At 44.0% G+C, this 20,646-nt stretch carries 23 protein-coding genes; 12 read left to right on the top strand and 11 right to left on the bottom strand.

What is annotated here, in order from left to right; all coding sequences use genetic code 11:
- Window positions 1-11: 11 nt before the first annotated feature.
- From Q7C_RS12525 to Q7C_RS12505, 6 genes are all read right to left on the bottom strand, one after another.
- On the bottom strand, window positions 12-1,652 hold the full coding sequence (locus Q7C_RS12525; RefSeq protein ID WP_014705154.1) for a hypothetical protein: 1,641 nt from the start codon (window positions 1,650-1,652) through the stop codon (window positions 12-14).
- An 11-nt stretch (window positions 1,653-1,663) separates the two neighbouring features.
- Window positions 1,664-2,347 carry a hypothetical protein gene (locus Q7C_RS12520; RefSeq protein ID WP_041366745.1) on the bottom strand — a complete coding sequence of 228 codons (684 nt, stop codon included), beginning with the start codon at window positions 2,345-2,347 and terminating at the stop codon, window positions 1,664-1,666.
- A 159-nt stretch (window positions 2,348-2,506) separates the two neighbouring features.
- Window positions 2,507-3,802 (bottom strand): hypothetical protein, encoded by a 1,296-nt coding sequence (locus Q7C_RS12515; protein WP_014705152.1) that lies wholly within the window; start codon window positions 3,800-3,802, stop codon window positions 2,507-2,509.
- 74 nt (window positions 3,803-3,876) lie between these two features.
- Window positions 3,877-4,149, bottom strand: coding sequence for a hypothetical protein (locus Q7C_RS13635; RefSeq protein ID WP_151194773.1), 273 nt, complete (start codon window positions 4,147-4,149; stop codon window positions 3,877-3,879).
- Entirely contained in the window at window positions 4,125-4,934 is an 810-nt protein-coding gene (locus Q7C_RS12510) for a hypothetical protein (RefSeq protein WP_014705151.1), read from the bottom strand. Before Q7C_RS12510 ends, Q7C_RS13635 begins: the two co-directional genes overlap by 25 nt.
- Complete coding sequence (locus tag Q7C_RS12505) at window positions 4,931-5,509, bottom strand: hypothetical protein (RefSeq protein ID WP_041366744.1); 579 nt, start codon at window positions 5,507-5,509, stop codon at window positions 4,931-4,933. The genes Q7C_RS12510 and Q7C_RS12505 overlap by 4 nt, the downstream gene beginning before the upstream one ends.
- A 238-nt stretch (window positions 5,510-5,747) precedes the next feature.
- Between Q7C_RS12505 and Q7C_RS12500 the strand changes: the two genes are divergently transcribed.
- Window positions 5,748-5,951 (top strand): hypothetical protein, encoded by a 204-nt coding sequence (locus Q7C_RS12500; protein WP_041366743.1) that lies wholly within the window; start codon window positions 5,748-5,750, stop codon window positions 5,949-5,951.
- Here the strand turns inward: Q7C_RS12500 and Q7C_RS12495 are convergent, their stop codons facing one another.
- Window positions 5,952-6,197, bottom strand: coding sequence for a hypothetical protein (locus Q7C_RS12495; RefSeq protein ID WP_151194772.1), 246 nt, complete (start codon window positions 6,195-6,197; stop codon window positions 5,952-5,954). It abuts the gene before it with no gap.
- A gap of 51 nt (window positions 6,198-6,248) precedes the next feature.
- Entirely contained in the window at window positions 6,249-7,820 is a 1,572-nt protein-coding gene (locus Q7C_RS12490) for a tetratricopeptide repeat protein (protein ID WP_014705147.1), read from the bottom strand.
- Window positions 7,821-7,968: 148 nt separating this feature from the next.
- On the opposite strand from Q7C_RS12490, the gene Q7C_RS12485 reads away from it, so the two are divergent.
- The 6 genes from Q7C_RS12485 (at window position 7,969) to Q7C_RS12455 (ending at window position 12,647) form a co-directional block, all read left to right on the top strand.
- Window positions 7,969-8,439: a hypothetical protein gene (locus tag Q7C_RS12485; RefSeq protein WP_041366742.1), complete on the top strand. Its 471-nt coding sequence runs from the start codon at window positions 7,969-7,971 to the stop codon at window positions 8,437-8,439.
- Entirely contained in the window at window positions 8,439-9,713 is a 1,275-nt protein-coding gene (locus tag Q7C_RS12480) for a trypsin-like serine peptidase (RefSeq protein WP_083839473.1), read from the top strand. The genes Q7C_RS12485 and Q7C_RS12480 overlap by 1 nt, the downstream gene beginning before the upstream one ends.
- A 91-nt stretch (window positions 9,714-9,804) precedes the next feature.
- The gene (locus tag Q7C_RS12475; RefSeq protein ID WP_014705145.1) at window positions 9,805-10,602 is read left to right on the top strand and encodes an SDR family NAD(P)-dependent oxidoreductase; all 798 of its coding nucleotides are present in this window, start codon (window positions 9,805-9,807) and stop codon (window positions 10,600-10,602) included.
- Window positions 10,603-10,618: 16 nt separating this feature from the next.
- Window positions 10,619-11,152, top strand: coding sequence for a hypothetical protein (locus tag Q7C_RS12470; RefSeq protein WP_041366741.1), 534 nt, complete (start codon window positions 10,619-10,621; stop codon window positions 11,150-11,152).
- 135 nt (window positions 11,153-11,287) lie between these two features.
- A complete protein-coding gene (locus tag Q7C_RS12465) occupies window positions 11,288-11,767 on the top strand; it encodes a hypothetical protein (RefSeq protein WP_151194771.1) in 480 nt (159 codons plus the stop codon).
- 370 nt (window positions 11,768-12,137) lie between these two features.
- Window positions 12,138-12,647 carry a hypothetical protein gene (locus tag Q7C_RS12455; RefSeq protein WP_041366738.1) on the top strand — a complete coding sequence of 170 codons (510 nt, stop codon included), beginning with the start codon at window positions 12,138-12,140 and terminating at the stop codon, window positions 12,645-12,647.
- A gap of 332 nt (window positions 12,648-12,979) precedes the next feature.
- On the opposite strand, the gene Q7C_RS12450 is transcribed toward Q7C_RS12455, so the two are convergent.
- Window positions 12,980-14,614, bottom strand: a complete 1,635-nt coding sequence (locus Q7C_RS12450) for a trypsin-like serine peptidase (RefSeq protein ID WP_014705141.1) — start codon at window positions 14,612-14,614, stop codon at window positions 12,980-12,982.
- 141 nt (window positions 14,615-14,755) lie between these two features.
- Here Q7C_RS12450 and Q7C_RS12445 point away from each other — a divergent pair, with 141 nt between their 5' ends.
- From Q7C_RS12445 to Q7C_RS12430, 4 genes are all read left to right on the top strand, one after another.
- The gene (locus tag Q7C_RS12445; RefSeq protein ID WP_041366737.1) at window positions 14,756-15,358 is read left to right on the top strand and encodes a hypothetical protein; all 603 of its coding nucleotides are present in this window, start codon (window positions 14,756-14,758) and stop codon (window positions 15,356-15,358) included.
- A 375-nt stretch (window positions 15,359-15,733) separates the two neighbouring features.
- Complete coding sequence (locus Q7C_RS12440; protein WP_014705139.1) at window positions 15,734-16,066, top strand: REP-associated tyrosine transposase; 333 nt, start codon at window positions 15,734-15,736, stop codon at window positions 16,064-16,066.
- Between the two features lie 491 nt (window positions 16,067-16,557).
- Window positions 16,558-16,908, top strand: coding sequence for a cupin domain-containing protein (locus Q7C_RS12435; RefSeq protein ID WP_014705137.1), 351 nt, complete (start codon window positions 16,558-16,560; stop codon window positions 16,906-16,908).
- Window positions 16,909-16,944: 36 nt separating this feature from the next.
- The gene (locus tag Q7C_RS12430) at window positions 16,945-17,235 is read left to right on the top strand and encodes a DUF3144 domain-containing protein (protein ID WP_014705136.1); all 291 of its coding nucleotides are present in this window, start codon (window positions 16,945-16,947) and stop codon (window positions 17,233-17,235) included.
- A gap of 89 nt (window positions 17,236-17,324) precedes the next feature.
- Here the strand turns inward: Q7C_RS12430 and Q7C_RS12425 are convergent, their stop codons facing one another.
- Together Q7C_RS12425 and Q7C_RS12420 are read right to left on the bottom strand one after the other, a co-directional pair.
- Window positions 17,325-19,160, bottom strand: coding sequence for a lytic transglycosylase domain-containing protein (locus Q7C_RS12425; RefSeq protein ID WP_041366736.1), 1,836 nt, complete (start codon window positions 19,158-19,160; stop codon window positions 17,325-17,327).
- A gap of 246 nt (window positions 19,161-19,406) precedes the next feature.
- Window positions 19,407-19,598 (bottom strand): hypothetical protein, encoded by a 192-nt coding sequence (locus Q7C_RS12420; protein ID WP_014705134.1) that lies wholly within the window; start codon window positions 19,596-19,598, stop codon window positions 19,407-19,409.
- Window positions 19,599-19,766: 168 nt separating this feature from the next.
- Here Q7C_RS12420 and Q7C_RS12415 point away from each other — a divergent pair, with 168 nt between their 5' ends.
- Window positions 19,767-20,552 (top strand): nuclease-related domain-containing protein, encoded by a 786-nt coding sequence (locus tag Q7C_RS12415; protein ID WP_014705133.1) that lies wholly within the window; start codon window positions 19,767-19,769, stop codon window positions 20,550-20,552.
- Window positions 20,553-20,646 lie beyond the last annotated feature (94 nt).

Below are 20,646 nucleotides of genomic sequence, written 5' to 3'. Positions count from 1 at the left end.
CTCGTTTTGATTTATAGTCGTTTCAAAAGATTTTTGACTGTCTGATCCAACTGTCGATTCTGATCTTCCAGCTCTTTGATTTTTTTCGTCTGAGCATCTTCTTCAACGCTCACCATGTAGGTTCTTGGGGTTGGCATGGGTAAGACTTCGCCCTTGACATTCTTTAATCGCCTGATCGTTATCAACCCATTAATGGCTTTCCTGATTTCTCCTTTTTCAACGGTGTATAAGGTAATTGACTTGGGCACATTTGTTTCGAGATCTAATTCCGCTTCATCATTGGTTTTTGTCTCGACACTTCGTTCTCTAGAGGCGGATAAACCAGGTTGTTTAGGTCTTTTTTTGTTTGTAGCAGGAGGGCCCACTGAAAAAGACTGATCATCCTTTACCCCAATATCGATGTCCCTTTGGTTTTTTAGAACAGCCTTCACTTCATCACTGGAGAGCACGTGGCTAGCTTCGCCATTTGTGAAGGTCAAGCTGCCATCATCACCAAGCATGTAAGTCAACTGTTGGCTGGGCAACACGTCTTTTACCATGGTCATTAATGAATTGAAGTGAAATGCCGCGTCTGACTCAATCGTCGCGGTATAGCTGGCGCTTGATGTAAAGTCACGTAAGGCTTTTGATAAGGCGACTGAATTAACCAGGCGCTGCCGGCTGTCATCGAGGGTTTGATGGTTTTCGCCTCCCCCCAGGCTAAGACCACTACCACCACCCAGATTGATGGCGATTCCGCCAAAAGAAGAGTCACTTGAGCTGCTGATTCGACCTATTTGCTTTTCTTCTCGGGTTAAGTCATTGACGACATCAGAATTGAGAAATTGAGCAACGCTGAAGGCGACCGTGTCCACTTCGTAGTTTTTATTGTTGATCGCGATTTCTCCACTGATCTCTCTGTGATCTATGATCTCTTTAAGATCCACACAAGCGATCTGCTCGAAATACAGCATGGGGTTTGACGGCAACGACTGAAGGGAAACACCGCTGGGCTCGGGAGGGAACTGGTCGACGATGATCCCCGCAGATTTGAAGTACCGGCCGGCATAAAGCGTGTACTGATAGTACGGAATGTTAGAGATATTCTGATGGGTGTGCCCTGGGTAGACGGCGTTGGCATTTTCGAACAAGTCACTTAGCCACGCGTTAGACTGTTCATTGACTTGCTGAATCAGCGTTTTGCTGATTAACGAATAAGGATATTTAAAATCGACTTTTTTTTCCTGTTCGCTCGCGGGACAGAGTCTTTCATATTTGGCTTGGAACCCATCCCAGTCAATCAGCACAGGCGGGATAACAAATATTTTGAAAATCTTATGATCATCGACCTTACTGGTCTCATCCATGTAAACAGGAACGTCAATATCATGACCGAGACTGACGCGTGCATTGAACTTGAAGTCATAAGAACTGCTAACGCCCACAACACTGGCAGCAAATACGGTTCGCGAACCCAAAGCCAAAAGGATGAGGGACAGTATTAAAAGATATTTACTTACACTGCTCATAGCTGAGTTCCTTATTAAATGTTTAGCTACAAGAGGCTTTAAAAGCCAGCTTTCTAAAATACGAGTAGCCAGCACCACCTCAGGCCCATTTCTGTCAGATTGATTGACGAGTCTGTATCCGATTGGTCTGATAAAAGAAGACATGGGCTTGGCCCCTAATTAGCGCAGTAGTTGACCAAATAGGCTGAAAGTGTCTGTTGAAGAAGGTGAACCTCAGTCACTCTCTCATGGGCGTCCATGGCGCTTTCTGCTCGCTGAAGTTGATATTCAACCGCTTCAAAGCGATCCAGTAGAAATTGCCGCAAGTCACCATGCTTACTCTCAAACTCTTGCATCGAGGCGGCAGAAGTAACCATTTCACGTGCCGTTGTTAATCCTGCAATGACATTGACGCCAGTAATACCCAGAGAATTGAGAAATATGCCTTCAAGATCCTCAGCCATTAATGACTGAGACATACCCACTATCGACACAAAAGGACCGTAAATCGGGCTTGTAATACTCAGCGCTGACAGTGAGGCCATTGACGCTTGTTGAATGTACTGAGCGGCATGATGTCTATAAAGCATCCAGTCACTTGCTCCGCCATCTTCTAGTTCATCTATTAGTTTTTCTTTACGATCACTGAAATATTGATAGTGCTCCAGATAAGAGGAGTAAGCTGTTCCAGAATAGTTTTCGTATGCTTGGTGAACATCAGCCATGAGTCCTGGCAGGGTCTCATGATAATAACTGGAGATTTGATGGCACTCGTAATAGTCAAGAATTTCAGCACTAGAAGTCTGTGATAAGAACGAAAGCATTACAGTGGCCAACGGTTTCGAAATAACGTTTTTCATGGTTACCTCTTCATCTGGTTTTAGTTCTAGCTTGCTCGATGTTCCATGTCTATAGAAGTTAGTAACAGTTACACCAGGAAGTAACACCTGTTAGATTGCAAGGCCTCAGGGCTTATAAGCTTTAGAGCATGACTGATCTGATGGAAATATTTCAAATTGTTACTCTAAAAATATCTCTGGAGTTATTCCCTCGAGATAGGAATACACCTCTCCAAGAGAATGGCCTCTCCCAGTGGCCTCCGCCGCGAGCCATCGACCTTGAAAAAAATGACTTTCATTACTGGGTGGAGGTAGCGCTATGAGTGAAAACATATGCCCAGGCACCAGAGCAATAGCAGTCTCAATACCGAACAGCCTTGCTGATGCGTTAAAGAAAAAGGTTTTGTCTTCACAATCAGAGGCCTCTGTCCTGGGCAACAGCATGGCTTTCGCAAACACGGGGTGACTATGTCCGTAGTATTCATCATCCGTTTTGTATTCAAAGCCATACTGCGTCATTGCTAGCAAAAAGCGCGCGACTTCTAATTTGTTATTTGGGTCATCGACATATTCTGCCACCGCTGCCCTCATTGATTTTCCAGTAAAGGCATCAAACACCGTGTATTTGGTGATGTAGTCACCACTTTGTTCGTAGTCTATAGGGGGAAGGCGGTAATGGTATTGGGAGACAGGCACAGAGTAGTCCAGATCTATACGCAAGCGCTTACCTTTGTAGAAAAAAGATACCTGCCTGGTCCTGACTTTTTCATAACGCTTGTGATTAGTGAAGGTGTCCAGACCGGCAAAGATGTCTAAGGGCTTCATGTTCTGGGTTTTAATCACGACCCGGCTGTTGCTGGTGTCAAATTTGGCCGGGTATTTGGCCAAGATCGGATACGCGTGACCATACGGCTCTCCAGTGTTGTCATCTGTAAGGAAATAGGTTGATAAGAGGAGTCTTCTATGTGTCGCAATCATCACCTCTTGTTGAGAAAGTGATGAGACCAAAAGTGTTCTGTAACCTTTTTTCTTCATCGCAGTGAACAAGACAAGGTTGGATACCGATTTGCTGATTGACAACTTGTTTGCCCAGGCAGCAAATAGCTTGGCTTCAAGGTAAGGTGTGAACTTCGCAGCCGAGGCCAGTTTTTCTATATCTTTATATGACTGGTTAAACGCCTTATCCCTCAGGAGCCGGAGTGAGGCTTCTTCATAATCATCGTCAGTGGTAAGCGTAAACAGCGCCGGCAGCGATAACGCTCTCTCTGGGACAAAAAAACGATGGTCAAAAACTTCAAGCTCTATACCGTCCTTTTCGCCAAAATGGGCGACATAATCGACTTCTACCAGACCTGGATCGGGGGTGACATAATCAATCGTTGAGCTTACCGTTTCAGTGATCGAGGCACACCCTGTGGCTATAAGCAGCCCTAAAACCGTCACAGTGTTTTGCAATATAAGCCAGTATATTCTCATTTGACTATCTCACATTGTTGTTAGCATCTGCCAAGGGGCCGCTGAATTGATTCTTAAAACCGCTCCCAGCACAACTACCTCAAAGCAGCTCGGACCCATCCCATTATGGAGTTAAATTCGTGCTCCACATGTCCGTGCTTGCCTGCATAGCTTGTTCGATCCAGAAAATTGGGTGCACCGGTATTGGCGTATCTGACATCAAAACGCACTTCGTCTTTAATGAGGGTTTCCTCGATAACTTGGGTGCGGCATGAGATCCTGCCATCTAGATGCTTTTTGAGCGTGACGCTGTACAAGACCGGCACGTCCGGGTTGAATGTTTTTAGTGCTTCACGATACGCATCCATTGCAAGCACCTTTTCTGCTGGAGTTTCTGCTCTGATAGGGCATCAAACACTGCCAGAATCTGAGGTGATGTTTGGCCACCAGGGAGCGTTGATGTGTGACCTTTAATCCACTCCGCAGCACTGACTTGAACGCCTTCAACATAGAATGTGTCGATTTTTAAATGGATAGTCCCGCCATCACCTTTATCGGCGATATCTGTGTTACTGGATGGAAAGATAGGGGCTCGGATTGACCCTGGGGTTAGACGATAGGATGGTACGCCGGCATCGTTAATTGTTTTTTGCAGTTCCTCGGCGTAAAGCAAAGGCGTAATGCTATTCCCCTCCTGGAGGTTGATGGCGCCGATGTTGTAACGCGCCTGAACCAGCTCGGCGTCGTTGCTCACCACTTTCTGGTAATGTGGTTCAGTTTTCTTGAAATTGTGGGGCGTAATCTGGATAACGTCTCGGAGTTTAGCCATCCTTGAATACGGCGCATAAGTTGGGGCTGCCTCTCCATAGTCAATCTCACAAAACGTATTCAACGCATCGAATGCACTTCGTTCATCAAGAAGATCATGATGAAAGCTGTTGAGTGTTTTTTTTGAAAGACCTCTGATGCTACTGTTGATGGGGAACACCCCTGAATAACCGGAATAGGCCCTACCACCATTGGCCTCCAGCGCCTTGGCATCATCATTTTGCCATGAGATAACTTTTAATGTGTTGGCTGAAAGCGTGATGTTTCCACCATTCTCACCCCGTTCTCCGATGGTGTATTCACACTCAGACGGGCTATGCCTCACTTCATAACAGCTTTTCGGTATGCCAAGGAGTAAGTCACAATCGGCTCGTAAGCGCTAACGAGCGTATGTGTTGTGGCATGGAGAGGCGTTGTATTGAGCTGCGCTCCATCAAAGATATGAATGTTCTCGGCAAAAATCTCAATATCACGAGAAGGGAGCGCGATGTTGTGTCTGATATTAACCGTATCCGCGTGGATCGTGACCCGTTTGATCTCGTTGTAATAGCGTTTTTTCTTCAACTGCTCAAACCACAACTGGTCGAGATCAATATTCTCCGCCGTGTAGATAATTTCTTTGAGCTTCTGATAACAGAAGCCAGTCTCAAATGACGAGCAATCATCCGAATACACGCGGTTGTCGAAAACGCCTTTATCGTTGCCAGTTCCAACTAGCCATCCCAAGTTGCTCTCTAGTGGCCTGATTTCAACAGTCTCGGCGCTGTCGCATCCCAAAAGCATGAATACATTCATTAACAAGGCCAGGGTCTTTGCTAGGTTTAGCATCGTCAAACCGTCAACCACTGAGGACCTTACGGTATTTGAGTCTGAATGCTCTTGTTGCTCATGTGTAGTCACATCATTTCTCCTCGCAGCCCTCAAATTCTCGCTCACTAATCGCGAGTCAAGGTGGATGACTAAATCATGTTGAAAGAGACGTATGACGTGAAGTTAGAAACCGTTACATCTAAATGTAACCTTGTGAGAGTTTTAAAGAAGGGAATACTATTTTTGGAAAATGGAAATTTAAGCGTGACTAATGCTTTAAAGAAAACCTGAAACCTACTATTTTTTCAGTAGATAGAAGGAATATAGTATGAAATTTTTACTTACACTATCTCTGGCACTTGTCTCACTGGGTTTAATGGCTAATGAGCCAGGAACAACAGACATGGATGATGCCTTACAACAAGCTATTGAAGATCAAAATGAAGCAGAATCCGCCATGAAGACGGAGTTAGAGGAAATTGAAGATACAACGGATTCTAACAAGGAAGAACAATCGAAAGAGCCAAATTGACTATTCTTCTACCCCCTGTTTTTCCTCATTTGTCGACTGACCCTCTTCGATCAACTTCGCAGCTTCAGCTTCTAATCTTGCAATTTCTGCTTGGATTTCATAAAACTCCTCATCAGTAATATCAGATAGTGGATGGGAAGAATCATCATCAGCATAGACAGTTTTTGCTGAAGTTTGCACTTCAATGAAGATTGCAAAACCGCCAGCAACTATTACAAGTGCAAGAATAAACAAGGCTAACTTCATCACATTAATTCTTTTCACCATCTGAGACTGACTCTCATCAAGAGTAAATCCTCATTTTTCAGCAAACAGTTTTTTTCGTATTTGCTTTACTTCTGTGAGAATTTCATCACTGGTCCAAATTGGATTGTCAGCCAACTCAATAAGGTTTCTGAGTTGTTCATAAGCTACCAACTTTTTAGTAATCTCTTCCTGCCTACCCAATCGTTCAAAGGCACATAATTGCCCATAATGATTTGGTAAAAAATTGGTGTTTAATTTAATGCCATGCTCATAGGCGTCTAATGATTTTTTATATTCCTTGAGCACGTAATAAGCATTACCCAAGGCGTACTGATAAAACGGTGCGGAGGTTGGTGTGAAGCGCATCGCTTTTTTTGCGCTCTCCAGAGCATCTTCGCCCAGGCCAGCAGAAGATAGAGTCATAGACAGAAACAACAGAGCTTCTGCATTGTTTGGATCTAACGATACGGCTTTTTTACAGTACGAAATCGATGAAGCCTCATCCAAACGCCACATCAATACCCAGCCCATAACCGAGTTTGCATATGGCGATTGGGGATCTAGTTCAAGCGCTTTACTTGCAGAATCAATAGCCCTATTTAATATTGAACGCTCTCGGCACCAGTGCATTGACCACATAAATGACAACGCCCGGGCTAACCATGCGTGTCCAGCAACATAGTTTTCATCCAGCTCTATAACCTGTTGAAGTAGCTCTATTGATTGCTCAGTACTCTCTTTTGAATACTTATAGTAGATAGCAACAGCTCTCAACAGCATGTCGTGAGCATCAATATTATTTGTTGCTTTAACTCCAAAGAGCTTATCTTCTTTCCTTGTCAATTGAACTTTTAAGGCATCGACTATCTGCTTTGTTATTTCGTCTTGTAAAGCAAATATATCTGTCAGGTCACAATCATACCTTTCTGACCAAATGTGTGAGCTATTATCAGCATTGACCAAACGAGCAGCTATTCGAACACGATCACCGGCGTGTTGGAGGCTGCCTTCTAGTAAATATTGAACACCCAATTCTGTAGCAATTTCATTGGATGTCTTAAGAGTATCCTTGTAAGTAAAAGCAGATTGTCTTGATATAACGAACAAACCCGACAACCTCGCCAGCAGGGAGATCAAACTGTCAGTTATGCCATCGGCAAAGTAGTCGCGGGAATTATCTGGACCGATTGATACAAAAGGAAGGACAACTAAAGATGGTTTACTTGATATGGTTTCTGGTTCAGTATTTTCTTCTGGAGTGACCCGTTCCGGGGTTTGTGAGCCAATAGTAAATTCAAGTTTATATGTGCCCTTTCGAAAATGGATTCGAACCTCATCTTGAGCCCCTTCCTTTTCGTAATATTCCCTGAGCTTGTTTCGAATTCGAGTGGCCTCAACCCTGACAATGGAATCCACTCCAGGATCAAAGTCTGGTTCTCTATCGAAAACCTCTATCCCAATCGTATAGCCCTTGAGAGATGGAGCGTCATCACTTAAGGATTGACTGACTAAATATTTAAGAAATCGTTGCTGACGTGTTGAATTCGAAAAGTACCGGCTTGCTAAGATTTTTTCTGCATGCTCTCGGACTCTGTCTTTATCTATTTCCTCTAGAACAACCATTACAATCCCTGACCACTCTGAACCACCCTTGTAACAAGGTTACACCAAGTTTGTAACCGTTTCTAACTGCTATTTTTTTTCATAATACCGCAAACTTTTTTTCAACATAAATATGTCAACAGGTTCAGAAAGTCATGCGAGGGCACCTATGAAGATTGGAGTTTCTATTATCTCAGCCATATTGGCTTTTTCGTCTCATTCGAGCTTGGCTTCACCAATATTGAATAAATATGACCCCGATGGCGCATTCAATAAATGCTATTTATCCGGGGTCTGGACAATTAAAGGGGCTGCATACACTGGAGGCAGTGCAGTGATCACGGTTCTGGGGGATAAACTTGAGCTCAAAGGAAAACACTTCAACACCCTCGGTGATAGTCACACCTTAAGGGATTTCAAAGGAGGTTGGAATGGAGTTACCAATCGATGGGAAGGTACGATCAGGAATGGTTATGGTTGGGCTGGTGAAGGTACTAAGTACGAGATAGCCATTGAACAATTCCCAGCTATTGATGAGGCAAAATATGAAACTACAGATACTTTCTTGCCATTCTATGTGAACAGAAAACATACAGTTTATCTCTCTAAAGTTCGAGCATTGCCTTGCAAAGGAGATTAATGATGAAATCTCGAATTATCCCTATTTTGCTTGTTTTGCTCGCATCAGCGTGTACAAAAGAGCTTAGAGTCCTGGAAGTCGATCAACATGAGGTAATCAAAAGTACTTTAGAGGCAAAGTTTGATGGCATAGATACCGCCCTTATAGAGCGTGATTACGACACGGTCGATCAATTGATTGCGTCAGCCAGAAATTCTCTACCTTCTGGAGAAAATTACTACACTGGGAGTTATTACGTCGATAGTATGAAGATTGACCTCTTCTCCGCCTGGAGCCTGCTGCTTCAAGGGTATCCAATAAAAGCGAGGGAGATGTATCTGAATGCCTTTAATCAATTCCAGGAAGATGAGGCTGAAATGGTTCGGCTGAATAAATCTACCGGTGAATACAACACGCAGGTGATGGGAGCATTGCTTCAGCTTCAAGCGGCGACATCATCTGGCTCTTCTATTTTAAACAGCGTGTATTTTGAGCTAGGGAACAAGCTCATCGACACCAGTATAGAGGGTCTCAAAAACATCAACTCTCCAGAGCTAATGGGTCAGAAACGACCCGAGCACGATGGTGTCCGCTTAGTTGTTGTCCCCACTACCAACGCCCTCTTTCATGTGGCCAAATTTAAAAATCAAAGCGGTTGGTGCACAGCTTCTCTCGTTGGTTATCGATTGGCACTGACTAACAAGCATTGTGTTGAAAACGAGCAAGGCAATGATGTCTGGCAAGAGGGTGTGCTACTGTTTGATTCGCTCAGGCATCCGGACAGCGTCAATATCAAAGAGGTAGTTCGCTCAAAGGGCGATTATACGAAAGAAACAAAGCATGACTGGGCCATTTTGGTACTTGATAGACACCCATATGGTAGAGGCTACCTTGATGTTATGCCGGAAACATCTCAACTCGATAGTGGAACCAAAATCGCCATAGGTGGTTACTCTGGGGATCTCAACCAGGGACAATTGATGTCTCTTGACTGGGGTTGTGAACTCCGCAAGGGACAGGGAATCATGGGGCAACATGATTACACATGTGTGACTTGGGGCGGCTCATCTGGCTCACCGATTCTTTTGATGTCATCAATTCCTCAAAATCCGACAGTAATAGGCGTAAATGCTGCTGGCTACAGAGTCCAAAGCGGCGCAGGATACTCCAGAACGCCACTTGATGACGGTTCAAAGGCATTGGGAGCATCTAGCTCAATGTTTTATGACGCTCTAGTCAGATTACGCAAGCTAACCGAGCCAGAGCATCTAACAGAGCTGCGTCCATCCGAATGAGAAATTATGTCTACAAGGCCATCTCAAGGAATCAGAAAAGATACCTAAGTGCTGAGAAAAGTCATGTGAGCATTAGTTCTGGAGAAACTAGATGAATTTGAACGCCAAAACAGCAATAGTGACAGGGGCATCGAGCGGTATTGGTGCCGCCACGGCAAAAGAGCTGGCAAGGAAAGGAGCTAGAGTCATTCTCCTTGCAAGAAATGAGGCCCGCCTAAAAGAGGTTCAGTCAGAAATTAAAGCCTCCGGTGGGGATGCACACTATTATGCACTTGACCTTGCAGATGCCGAGATGGTCGAAAATGTTGCCAAGCAAATCAACACTGAGATAGGCACACCTGACATCCTGATCAATAATGCTGGACGAGGACAATGGAAAGATATTCAGGAGACCAGTGCTGATGAAGCCTGGCAGATGATGGAAGTTCCCTACTTTGCGGCCTTTAACCTTACTCGGGCTTTTCTTCCTGAAATGCGCAGGCGCAACTGCGGTCATATTGTGAATATTAGCTCTGTGAGCTCTCGTTTTGTGTGGCCAGGCGCTACCGCTTACCATGCTGCCAGATGGGCCATGAAAGGCTTCAATGAAGCATTACGTGCTGACTTGTATGGCAAAGATATTGGCGTAACTCTATTTGAGAGTGGCGTGGTCGAATCTGAATACTGGCAACACAACCCTGGAAGCAGAGAGCGTGTACCCAAAATTGCAAAAATGATTCCTAACCTCACTCCTGAGCAGGTAGCTAAGGCTATTGTAAAAGGTATCGAAAAGAACAAACGACGAATTGTGATCCCTTTTATGATGAAAACAGTCTGCTGGCAGCATTTTATGTTTCCAAGTGTCGTGCAGTGGCTGATGACAGTAACTGGGTATCGTCGTAGCTCTTGATAGGATATGTAATTCCATGAAGATACCTACTAGGAGCCATAGGTCTCTTTTAATCTGTGCGTTATTAGCCTTGATGCTAATCACCAGTTTTCTGACGGTGTCTCGATCTGAAAGAGCAGAGAGCGCAAAGAATGTTGTCAGCCATGAGCTCATCGTTCACCTCTTGGAAGCTTTACCAAAGCTCACCAGGGATAACTATTTCGACAAAGACAACGCCATCATATACGTTGATGCCGGCAGGCAGCATGCAGAGAATTTTAGGCATGGAAATCAAGCGATCATCTTTTCAGATGAGCTATACACGGATGCTAAAACACCAGCCAAAAGTCCTCCTCCAGTTTTTATCCAGGTGCATAAAAAAGCACTCGATGATGAAAAATTAAGCACACTGGGAAATCTAATTAAATGGCTGGTCAACGACAGGTTTTATGAGGTTAACGTGGACATTGGTGTCAGCGTGCTGCAAAAAGAAGGTCTCACATTTCTTTTGCTTGAAATCCTGCCAGGATGGTGGCTGACACTCAATGCCATCAACACTTACATCTCATGAAGCCGCTTATCAACAAGTAATAGATTGTTCAAAAGGATTGGGCATTGTATGAAAAACCTAACTCTCAGCATATGTCTGCTCTGTATTATTAGCCCTGTAACCGCTCTCTCTAAGCAGTTGGATTGGGCCGCCTTCATGTCTGATAGAGACTTGAGCCTGCCCGATTTAGGATACGCCTCTATAGCATGCACACCAAAACAAACCGCTGTAGTGGGCGCTGAAGGCAGTTTCCAGCTTGGTGGTGATGACATCACGCTAAGACAGCTCAATCATAACTCAATGACAGAGACTGACCAGTTAGCTTGTCTCGCATTATTTCGAGGTAGTGATCACATGCCTGACCACCTCTCCAGTAAAATGGGTCACCTCCATATCATGAATTACAGCCGATGTTATGAGTTACATACCATCGGGCAAGCGGTAGAAATGGCAGCCTGCAAGATCAACGTCAACGGCAGCAATGAAGACACCATTCAATGCCAATCAGATCACCTGCTAGAGATCAGGTTTGATGGCGGGCTGGGTCACTATCAGCAGACCCAACGACCTTTTACTGATAACCATATCACCTCATCATACGGTGAATGCACTCGAATCAAATCACAGCGTCCATGACCCGGGTTCATTCACCATCTGCATTAAAGATCATTAGGCTGTGTTCTGAAATCAGCGATGAGGGTCAATTAGTTCTTGAGGAGCTCAGCCCTGTCATTGTTTTGGCCGCAGAGCTTTACATGACACAGCACTCAACCATAGACGAATCAGAGTTGAAGAAGATGGTAAGCGCCTATTGGATGAAAAGAGCAGCTGTGGGATTGGATTACACGGCTTTTATCAACAGAAAGCTTTGCTGCAGCGTTTGCGGTGATCGATTCAAGCTCGACAACTTGGAGATATGCCCCGATTGCTTCCAGGTTTCTTGCTATAAGCATCACTGTGAATGCGGTTTTGATGATTGACACTTGCTATGATCAAGGAGCAATTCATGAAATTTCTTGTGACAATGATGCTACTTCTGAGTGCTTGTAATGTGTTTGCTCAGACTGAAAGTTCGCTATTCTCAACCGTGGCTGAATTTCTAACACACTCGCCGGTCACGGCTGATATTGCTGATAAGATAGAATCCAGTGACATGGTCTGCATCTCGATGCTTTATCCTGATAGTCTCAACTCACAAGATGCACTATCCCAACTTACACACGGCCTCAATGACAAAACAGTCTCGGATCAATGTGAAGAGATTCTGTCTTGTGATTTCGAAGAACCAGGACCATGCAAGGTTGAACTTGCCGTGATCGAGCCTCAACCCGGAGAACCGCACCACCTTGACCAGTTTGGCACACCATACCCGAACGATGTTGAGGGGTTGTCTGATATTCGTTTAATGATCATTCATTTTAATAGTGGCTATGAGCTTGAAACCACATTTAAACTGATCATGGGTGGCTTAGAGAACCGATGGGCAATTCTCTACTATGACGAAGTTAGACACTGATGTAGGTTAAAACTCAATTATGTGAATTACATATTGGGACTGCTTTGACTATCGTAGACAATTCGTGGCTATTATTTGGGCATCAGAACAGTTCCATATGAACAGTCAAAGGGGGTCTACCACTCTTCCACAGACCATTTCAAACAGTTAGGTAGTGTCTCCAGTTTATATGTAGGAGGTGCTTGGAATGGCAACACCCACAGGCCGCTTCAGTAAACATGGGTTTTAAGAGTTGGCGAACAATAAGACGACGCAAGTAGTGATCAATGAACTACAACTAAATCCGTATAATTGTAAAATCTCAGATTCATAAAATTACGCAAGATGATGAGTTATTGACATAGAATTGGGGCTATCTTCTTGCCATAGCCATTAGTTGAGATCATCAAATTGGTGTTTGTACGGACATAGTAGCTACCACGAACATCATATACATTGCTTCCAGACCCATAGACCGTGTCGTAAAACCCGCTTCTAACTTTTTGTCCAGTAAGTTGAAGCTGTTGAAGATAACCTGAGTGAGCTAGGTACCGTACATTTCTGCCACTTACCTCACCCGTAATTGTCTCTTGCATTACTGAAATGGAATTATTAGCTTCAGCCCAAATGCCTGACAACTGACAATCTGTGTTCCAGTCATAAAAGCCCGCGTCGACAGATCTGAGAACCTTGTTATTTAAGATCATCGAATCACCCTGATGATTTGATTTTCTATACTCAATCAATAAATCTATGAAGTCAGACGTGTTGGCCACGCCCTCACGCACTTCTGTGTCAGGGCCATATGAATTGACTCCGATAATCTTATCCTGCTCATCTAGGGTGAATACTGGCCCCCCTGATGCACCACCTGATATTTTGCACTTGAGCTCCGAGTAATGTGCCTGTCTATCTATGATTCCACAGCCCCAATGCATTGATAGGTAGCGGCCATCATTAAGGTCAGCTGAAAACCCAGTTGCTATCACCTTAGAGTCATCTCTGACTTGGGTTTGATCCATAACACCAGCGTAACCTCTACCGACAGGGTGTCTGGTAAGCTCAAGTAATGCCCAATCTTGGGCTTCAAGATTTATGTGAAGCTTATCGTATTCAAAGGGCTTATTTTGATGTGTGACAATTTGTTCAACAGATACAACATCTGGGATATACAAATCAGAAAACTCAAGTGTTAAAGACGCTGGGTTAACTAAAACATCTCCGTCTGTAACGCAATGAGCGGCTGTCAGTGCAACCTTTTCTCCGACTAATGTCGCAGTGCATCGTGAGGCACCTCGGGATGTATTGATAGTCAATTTACCTATGTTAAGTGGCTCATCAATACTGGGCAGGAACACAACTCTTATTCCATCGTCTGAAATTGCACCTGGCGCTTCTGGGAGTGACCACTCAGAAATTCGGTCATCAACTAAAAAGTTATCCTCATTGTATAGACTACTGATCCGATCGGCTTCTTCTTGAATTAAGTTCAAGACAGATTGCTCTTGTGTCGAGTCAGCGGCAGCCAAAAGTAAACCTGTTGTGATAGTTTTGCTCAAAGCCTGACTGAAAAGTTTCCTTCCCCTAATTTCCCGAGCCCGGTTTTCTGAGTAGTTTTTATGATTCTTAATTTCTGAATTTATATATTCAAAAACTTTCCTGTAAGTTTCATAGCCCTCTGCAAGGTCTCCCATTTTGAGACTGGCATAAGCAGAATTTGCCTCATACTTAGCCCCTTCCATGTACAGAGCGGCTGGGTATTTCATCTCAGGTAAACGAGAATCTACCTCCTGTTTAAGTATCTTCCAACTCAGCTTTGCCTCATGAAAGTCACCATTGAAGTATGCGTCTTTGGCTGTGTCTTGTTGTTGAGCATTTTTTATAAAGAAGTTGTTTCCATCACTTCCGTAAGAAGTCTCAACAAATTGAGCACATCCCGAAACATAAAATGGGATGGTGAGAAGCAGAATCTTAAACAGACTATCCATCTTTAGGCCTCCAAGCTCTAATCATAGAGTTACATTAAAATTGCGTAATTACACTATGCTCAGATTGGAGTAAGAAATTAAGTTAGTAACAGTTACACTGCAACTGGGAACCAGTTACTTTTGTAGTATGAAACCTGATAAGTGTCTAATGAATCGGTGGCTATTCAATTAATACTTAAAAATCATGGGTATCTATCAATATTCGTAGTAACTTTTACATTACATGATTTGATTGGGATGATGACTGTCGGGAACGGCACCGGACAAAAAATAACTAGAAGTATTATTAGAATAATATCTGTCCCATCAGTTCTGATATTTATATTTCAAGCTAGTCAAGAACCTGATCTAAAATCAATTATCATTTTTAACATCTTCATAGTTTTCGGTCTGGTTGGAGTGTCTCTCTCGCAAGTTGACCATAAATATGGTGTTGATCCACCTTACCTTGACGAAAACTCTGACGAGAAAACTCAAACAACTATGAAAATCATCTTGGGCTTTATCGCAATTGGGGTAATGACAACCATGTTGTGCCTTAAATTTTCAGATACCATATATCCTAAGATCCCTTCATATTTGGGTGGACCGCAACAACCACGAGCAGAGATACACATGGAAGGAAAAGTAATTGAGTCAGAAATATTATTAATAAATAGTGACTGGGTTGTGTTTGTTGACGCTCAATCAAAAAAAGCAAATAAAATACGATTAGGTCTAATAGATAAAATAATTTATAAATAACCAAAAACAGGAATCAAGGGTTCAGCCAACATGAAACACAACAGCTCAAGAAGCGCTCTCTGATGTCATAGAACTATAGAGTAAGCTGCCCCTTGATTTGTTCTATATCAGGGCAATGTAAGCTACTCCCAGCGCTGACAACAGTTAGCTCTTCCATGCCGATTTTGCACATCCTGTCACGATGCGATATGTTTAACCTAGCAAGGTAGGTTGGGCTGAGGTACGAAGCCCAACAATCAAAACAAATCGATCCTAAGCTTTGGATCCTAACCCCACGTTGGGCTTCATGCTTCAGCCCAACCTACATGGTTTTGCAGGTTTGATGTTGGGCTGATAAATTTGAGAAAGACTTTTAAGCTTTCACAAGGATTGTGAATGATGCGTTATCGACGTGCTGATGTGGCGGGTGCCACTTATTTCTTTACGGTTAATCTGCTTGACCGGCAAGAATCGCTTTTAACCGATCATATTTCTTTGCTGCGCCGATGCATGCGTAGCGTCAAACAACGCCATCCCTTCTATATTGATGCAATGGTGATCCTGCCCGATCATATACATGCACTCTGGACTATGCCTGATGGCGATGCCAATTTTTCCAAACGTTGGATGTTAATCAAATCGGCGTTTTCACGCGCCCTAGCCAAGACCGAACCGCTCAAGCCAAGCCGTGTGCTCAAACGTGAACGTGGCATTTGGCAACGCCGCTGAATGGCCCTATTCAAGCATTCATCGGTACATGAGAAAGGGTCTGCTAAGTCCTGATTGGAGCGTTGGAGACGTTGTTGATGAGGTATTTTTTGGTGAGCCGTGAGTTGTATTGATTTGGTAATTTTTCAGGAGAATACACATTGAGCCTTCACTTATGGATGACATTGATTTTTTTCATCATGCCCGGCTTCGCGCTGCTTCTCAAAAAATATTATTTTGTAAGGTCAGGCCGCATCACCATGAATAGCAGACAGTCGAAAAGCATCGATATGATTGCCGTGCCCATGATACTCATTTATAACGTTTACTTTCTTTATCACTACTTTTCTTAGTCTTTATTCAAGCCTTGATTATCACATCAATTTGGGCTTCCTGCGTCAGCCCAACCTGCCTTGTTTCATTGACTTGCCTATGAAAATGAGCGCTGATCCCGTACCCTACTTCCCCTGAAATCATATCGACCGGCGATATGAAATGTATCAGGAAATCAAATGAAACCCATCACCGTAGAGAGTAATCCTAGCGAAGCACAATTGAAAAAACTCGGCGTCAAACACTGGCCAACCTGGCAGAAAGAAGTCTCTGTTTTTCCTTGGAAATTCATCACTACCGAGTATGCCTATATTCTGGAAGGCGAATGCGTGATGACGCCTGAAGATGGCAGTCCTGCCGTGACCTTTAAAGCCGGTGACTTGGTGATTTTTCCGAATGGTTTTAAAGGCACGTGGGAAGTAAAAAGACCCTTTAAAAAGCACTTCAAGCACGCCAATGGTAATTTTGTGAAATGCTTATTAAGCCGCGTAAAGATTACGATCAACCGCCTGAAATCAATTTTCGGCTAATCAAGCCCCATAATTCAATTAAGAACGAGGGAGAATATGAGCGAAAATGCCCCTGCTAAAAAAACCTTCCAAGAACGTTGTGATGAGTTTATTAACGTTGCAAACCAGCAGCATGCAGAGACTGAAGTGGAAAATGTGAATACCGCACTCCTCTTCTCTGCTGCACGTTTTAATGTGTTTAGCACTGTGCGTCAGTTTGATGATGTTGAGAAGTTAAAAGAGGAAAAACAAAAAATCATCGAGTACTTCGCTCAGCGTTATGCAGAGATGATGAATCAGAACTTCGAGGAATATATTGAGCGTTTTGATGACTACAACCCAAATTAAGTTGAAGTTATTGATCCGCTAGCTAAAAAGCCGACATAACGTCGGCTTTTTTGTGTTGGCACTCATGAGATATTGAGGTCACCTACTTATTAATTACTGCCTGTGTAGCAGCTTGAGACTTCCGGCCATTTTTCGACCGTCATAGCCGTGTAATATTGCCAGAACGCATTGTCAATAGCCTTCAAAGACGAGGCTGTATCGTCGCGACGGTAGCGCGCCAAATGTCCCGGACCGCCGTTGTAGGCGGCATAGGTGGCCTTAATTAAATTATCATCGCCGCCGGGTAGTTCATGCTCGCCCCGCCGAATCGCATAATCAACCAGGTAATGCGTCAGGATATCGATACCCGCATTGACGTTGTAATCGACTTCAGCCACCAGTCGATCCAGGTCATAAACCTGCCGCCAAACCCGTCCGTTAATCTGCATCATGCCGACTGCCCCACCTGATGAACGCAGCACTTGTGGCTCATTACTGGAACCAACCAACTGTCGCCAGCAGGATTCTTTCCAGGCAGTGGCTCTGACTAAAGGATCCAGTCGCGCGGTTAATCTGTCCGGTATTTTATTATTGTCGGCTAACCATGCTTCCGCTTGCTGTTCCAATAATTTGGCGACTAATTCGAGATATTCCGTCAGATTATCTGTATGCGGAACACGCCCTTTCAGGGCCTCGGCTGGCGAAATATCTTCTGCATGGGCCGCTGGAAACAACCAGGCACCGACGCGGTCAAATCCACTGGCAATCTGTTGGCTTATTGCCGTTGTGATAACTTGAGGTTGTGTTGTTTGATTTAAGCCAAAAAGATCACGAAAAGTCGGATCAACCTCTAAAGGCAATGGTGTAAAACTCGGTGGTGCCCCTTCTGCCAACAACAAACGGGCGAGTCCGCGCAGGCCATCACGGGTAATTTCCAGTCCATACTCCGGCCCAAGCGCATCCAATGCCCGCAATACATCGCCGCCAGCGATGAATGCCGCAAGTCTGAAATCATTTTCCAGCCCCGGTGTTTCCAGTCCTTCGAGTTCACTCATCAGTGGCCGTAACCGTTCCCATGTGGTCAGAAACAGTTCGCGAACTGGATCCCGCTCAGCATCATCAACCGTTAATGCCTCGGCAATGGCATGACGTGCGTCCAGCAAGATCGCAAGTAATTCCAGGCGTAACGTTTGCGAATAGGTTGACTGTGCCAAGGTGGTAATAATGGTGGTTAAAAAACCATCCAGTTCATCTTCAAGTGTTAGCCATTGCGCTAACTCGTCGTCATCAAGACTGGGTTCTGAAATAGGTTCTCTTGGTTCTGGTGCGCGAACCTGAAAAGCCAACCAGGCTTTGATACCAGTTGCTTCGGTTTGAATATGACTAATGCGGGTACGCTGGACCAGTGTTTGTTCACGCCCTGCCCAGAGTGATTGCTCGATTAGATTATCGAGGCTATTGAGTGGCTCAGCTAAATCAATCTGTACGCGCTTTATACGTGGCAAAAGTAAGGCATCTGTCATCAGTTTTGCCGGTTTGCTTAACAGGCCACGACTGCCATCTGGACGCGATAATTCAATCGATTCAGGCACAAATGCTATCGCCAAGCCGGAGGCAGTGACTTGCGGCGTCATTTTTAAAGCTAGACGACCTTTCCAGGGCTTTAAACCACGACACGCACCAAGAACATAAGCGCCGGTTGTCACGGTGACGGCCATGTCCAGAGACAGATTGCTCTCCATCATGCTTGTCATTACCTCAGATAGCGCGATACGACTGCATTTATCATTACGCAGTATGCTGGTACCGCTGTCATCAAGCTCCAGGACCTGAGCTATTGCCTTCTGTAAATGGGCAGTTTCGGCCAATAAAGGAATTTCCACTTCGCCCGCAGCCAACACGTTTGAACTGAAAAAGACACAAACCAGCCAAAGAAGCGGTTTCATGTAAGCAGAAGATCAAAGTGAAGATAGAAGCGGATCATTGCGGCAGGCAACTCGTTATAGGGTGCTCTTGAACAGACACCAACGTTGCGAATTTTACAGGCAAGTCCACACAAAAAACATCTCTTTTTTACATGCCAGATTTCGCGTATTGGCGGCAATCATTTAATTTCATTAAACCAAATAAAAACAATGATTTGACACTTTTTATGCATATTAATTCTAGGTTTTAAACATGGAATTTCATGACTATTTCTTGCGCAGAATTGAGCGATTAACGGCCATATAAATGAGATACAAAAGGTAAGGTGTGATACCGAGTATCATGATCTCGACAACGTTAAGCTGTTCTCCGGTGAGGATGAGGACAATAATCAACAGTAGCCCGACAAGCAAAAACTTGAAAAATTTGAGTAATTGTTTTTTTAACCCCTTTTGCATTTTGCTTTCCTTTTCGCGATTTAACAGCTATACAAACATAAACAATCTACGCCTTTCTTTTACCGCCTATCAACAAAATCATTTCAAATAACAACGTAACTTCACGGCTTCAGGTATAAAGAGAGTCTCTGCCAAACTGATAGATAAATGCGCTCAAGGACTTGGTAAATGGATTTTTCACTCATACTGCAATCACTTTGGTCACTCTGGTATGTGCTCCCGTTTTTTCTCTTTGCGGCGATCATTCAGTCACGTTGGTTTAAAGGCGTGTTGGGCGAGTTTATTATCAATATTTTGGCCAGATGGAAGCTGGATAAAATGGTTTACCACCTGATCAAAAATGTCACCTTGCCAACCCAAAATGGCACAACACAAATTGATCACATCATTGTGTCGGTTTATGGCGTCTTTGTCGTTGAAACGAAAAATCTTCGTGGCTGGATTTATGGCAGTGAACGTCAACGAATGTGGACGCAGAAAATTTATAAACACACCCACCAATTTCAAAATCCGCTTCATCAGAATTACAAACACACGAAAACCCTACAGTCACTGCTGGGCTTGGATGACACGCAGGTTCATTCTCTCGTGGTGTTCATTGGTAACAGCGAATTTAAAACGCCTATGCCAGATAATGTCACTTACGGCATGGGCTATATCCGATTTATCCTAAACAGAACGGAAACCGTGCTCAGCCGGGCTCAAGTCATTGACATCAAGCAGACGATTGAACAGGGTCGACTGGCCAGAACGTTGAAGACTCACCGTGAACATATCAAACATGTCCAAACTATCGTTAACACGAAAAATCCGACCAAGCCCTGCCCAAAATGTGGCGGCACTTTGGTACTGCGCGAGACCAAAAAAGGCATCAACAAAGGTCAGCGATTCTGGGGCTGCGCCAGCTTCCCTCAATGTCGAGTCAGGATTCCTGCATCAGAATATCAGCCATAACCAACACGAAAACAGGAACTTGGCGAGGCCAATTGTGTCTTAAATCAGCATAAAAACAAAGTTTTAAAAGCGAATTTTCATACTTAATTTAATG

The sequence above is a fragment of the Methylophaga frappieri genome (assembly GCF_000260965.1).
Lineage (GTDB): Bacteria > Pseudomonadota > Gammaproteobacteria > Nitrosococcales > Methylophagaceae > Methylophaga > Methylophaga frappieri.
Note: the sequence above shows the minus strand (reverse complement) of the source record. Positions and strands in the feature narration are given on the sequence as shown.

What these genes read in the sequence shown, in the direction of transcription:
- Q7C_RS12525 (WP_014705154.1), bottom strand. Translation starts at nt 1,652, where the DNA reads ATGTCTTCTTTTATCAGACCAATCGGATACAGACTCGTCAATCAATCT.
- Q7C_RS12520 (WP_041366745.1), bottom strand. Translation starts at nt 2,347, where the DNA reads ATGAAAAACGTTATTTCGAAACCGTTGGCCACTGTAATGCTTTCGTTC.
- Q7C_RS12515 (WP_014705152.1), bottom strand. Translation starts at nt 3,802, where the DNA reads ATGAGAATATACTGGCTTATATTGCAAAACACTGTGACGGTTTTAGGG.
- Q7C_RS13635 (WP_151194773.1), bottom strand. Translation starts at nt 4,149, where the DNA reads ATGGATGCGTATCGTGAAGCACTAAAAACATTCAACCCGGACGTGCCG.
- Q7C_RS12500 (WP_041366743.1), top strand. Translation starts at nt 5,748, where the DNA reads ATGAAATTTTTACTTACACTATCTCTGGCACTTGTCTCACTGGGTTTA.
- Q7C_RS12495 (WP_151194772.1), bottom strand. Translation starts at nt 6,197, where the DNA reads ATGAAGTTAGCCTTGTTTATTCTTGCACTTGTAATAGTTGCTGGCGGT.
- Q7C_RS12490 (WP_014705147.1), bottom strand. Translation starts at nt 7,820, where the DNA reads ATGGTTGTTCTAGAGGAAATAGATAAAGACAGAGTCCGAGAGCATGCA.
- Q7C_RS12485 (WP_041366742.1), top strand. Translation starts at nt 7,969, where the DNA reads ATGAAGATTGGAGTTTCTATTATCTCAGCCATATTGGCTTTTTCGTCT.
- Q7C_RS12480 (WP_083839473.1), top strand. Translation starts at nt 8,439, where the DNA reads ATGATGAAATCTCGAATTATCCCTATTTTGCTTGTTTTGCTCGCATCA.
- Q7C_RS12475 (WP_014705145.1), top strand. Translation starts at nt 9,805, where the DNA reads ATGAATTTGAACGCCAAAACAGCAATAGTGACAGGGGCATCGAGCGGT.
- Q7C_RS12470 (WP_041366741.1), top strand. Translation starts at nt 10,619, where the DNA reads ATGAAGATACCTACTAGGAGCCATAGGTCTCTTTTAATCTGTGCGTTA.
- Q7C_RS12465 (WP_151194771.1), top strand. Translation starts at nt 11,288, where the DNA reads ATGTCTGATAGAGACTTGAGCCTGCCCGATTTAGGATACGCCTCTATA.
- Q7C_RS12455 (WP_041366738.1), top strand. Translation starts at nt 12,138, where the DNA reads ATGAAATTTCTTGTGACAATGATGCTACTTCTGAGTGCTTGTAATGTG.
- Q7C_RS12450 (WP_014705141.1), bottom strand. Translation starts at nt 14,614, where the DNA reads ATGGATAGTCTGTTTAAGATTCTGCTTCTCACCATCCCATTTTATGTT.
- Q7C_RS12440 (WP_014705139.1), top strand. Translation starts at nt 15,734, where the DNA reads ATGATGCGTTATCGACGTGCTGATGTGGCGGGTGCCACTTATTTCTTT.
- Q7C_RS12435 (WP_014705137.1), top strand. Translation starts at nt 16,558, where the DNA reads ATGAAACCCATCACCGTAGAGAGTAATCCTAGCGAAGCACAATTGAAA.
- Q7C_RS12430 (WP_014705136.1), top strand. Translation starts at nt 16,945, where the DNA reads ATGAGCGAAAATGCCCCTGCTAAAAAAACCTTCCAAGAACGTTGTGAT.
- Q7C_RS12425 (WP_041366736.1), bottom strand. Translation starts at nt 19,160, where the DNA reads ATGAAACCGCTTCTTTGGCTGGTTTGTGTCTTTTTCAGTTCAAACGTG.
- Q7C_RS12420 (WP_014705134.1), bottom strand. Translation starts at nt 19,598, where the DNA reads ATGCAAAAGGGGTTAAAAAAACAATTACTCAAATTTTTCAAGTTTTTG.
- Q7C_RS12415 (WP_014705133.1), top strand. Translation starts at nt 19,767, where the DNA reads ATGGATTTTTCACTCATACTGCAATCACTTTGGTCACTCTGGTATGTG.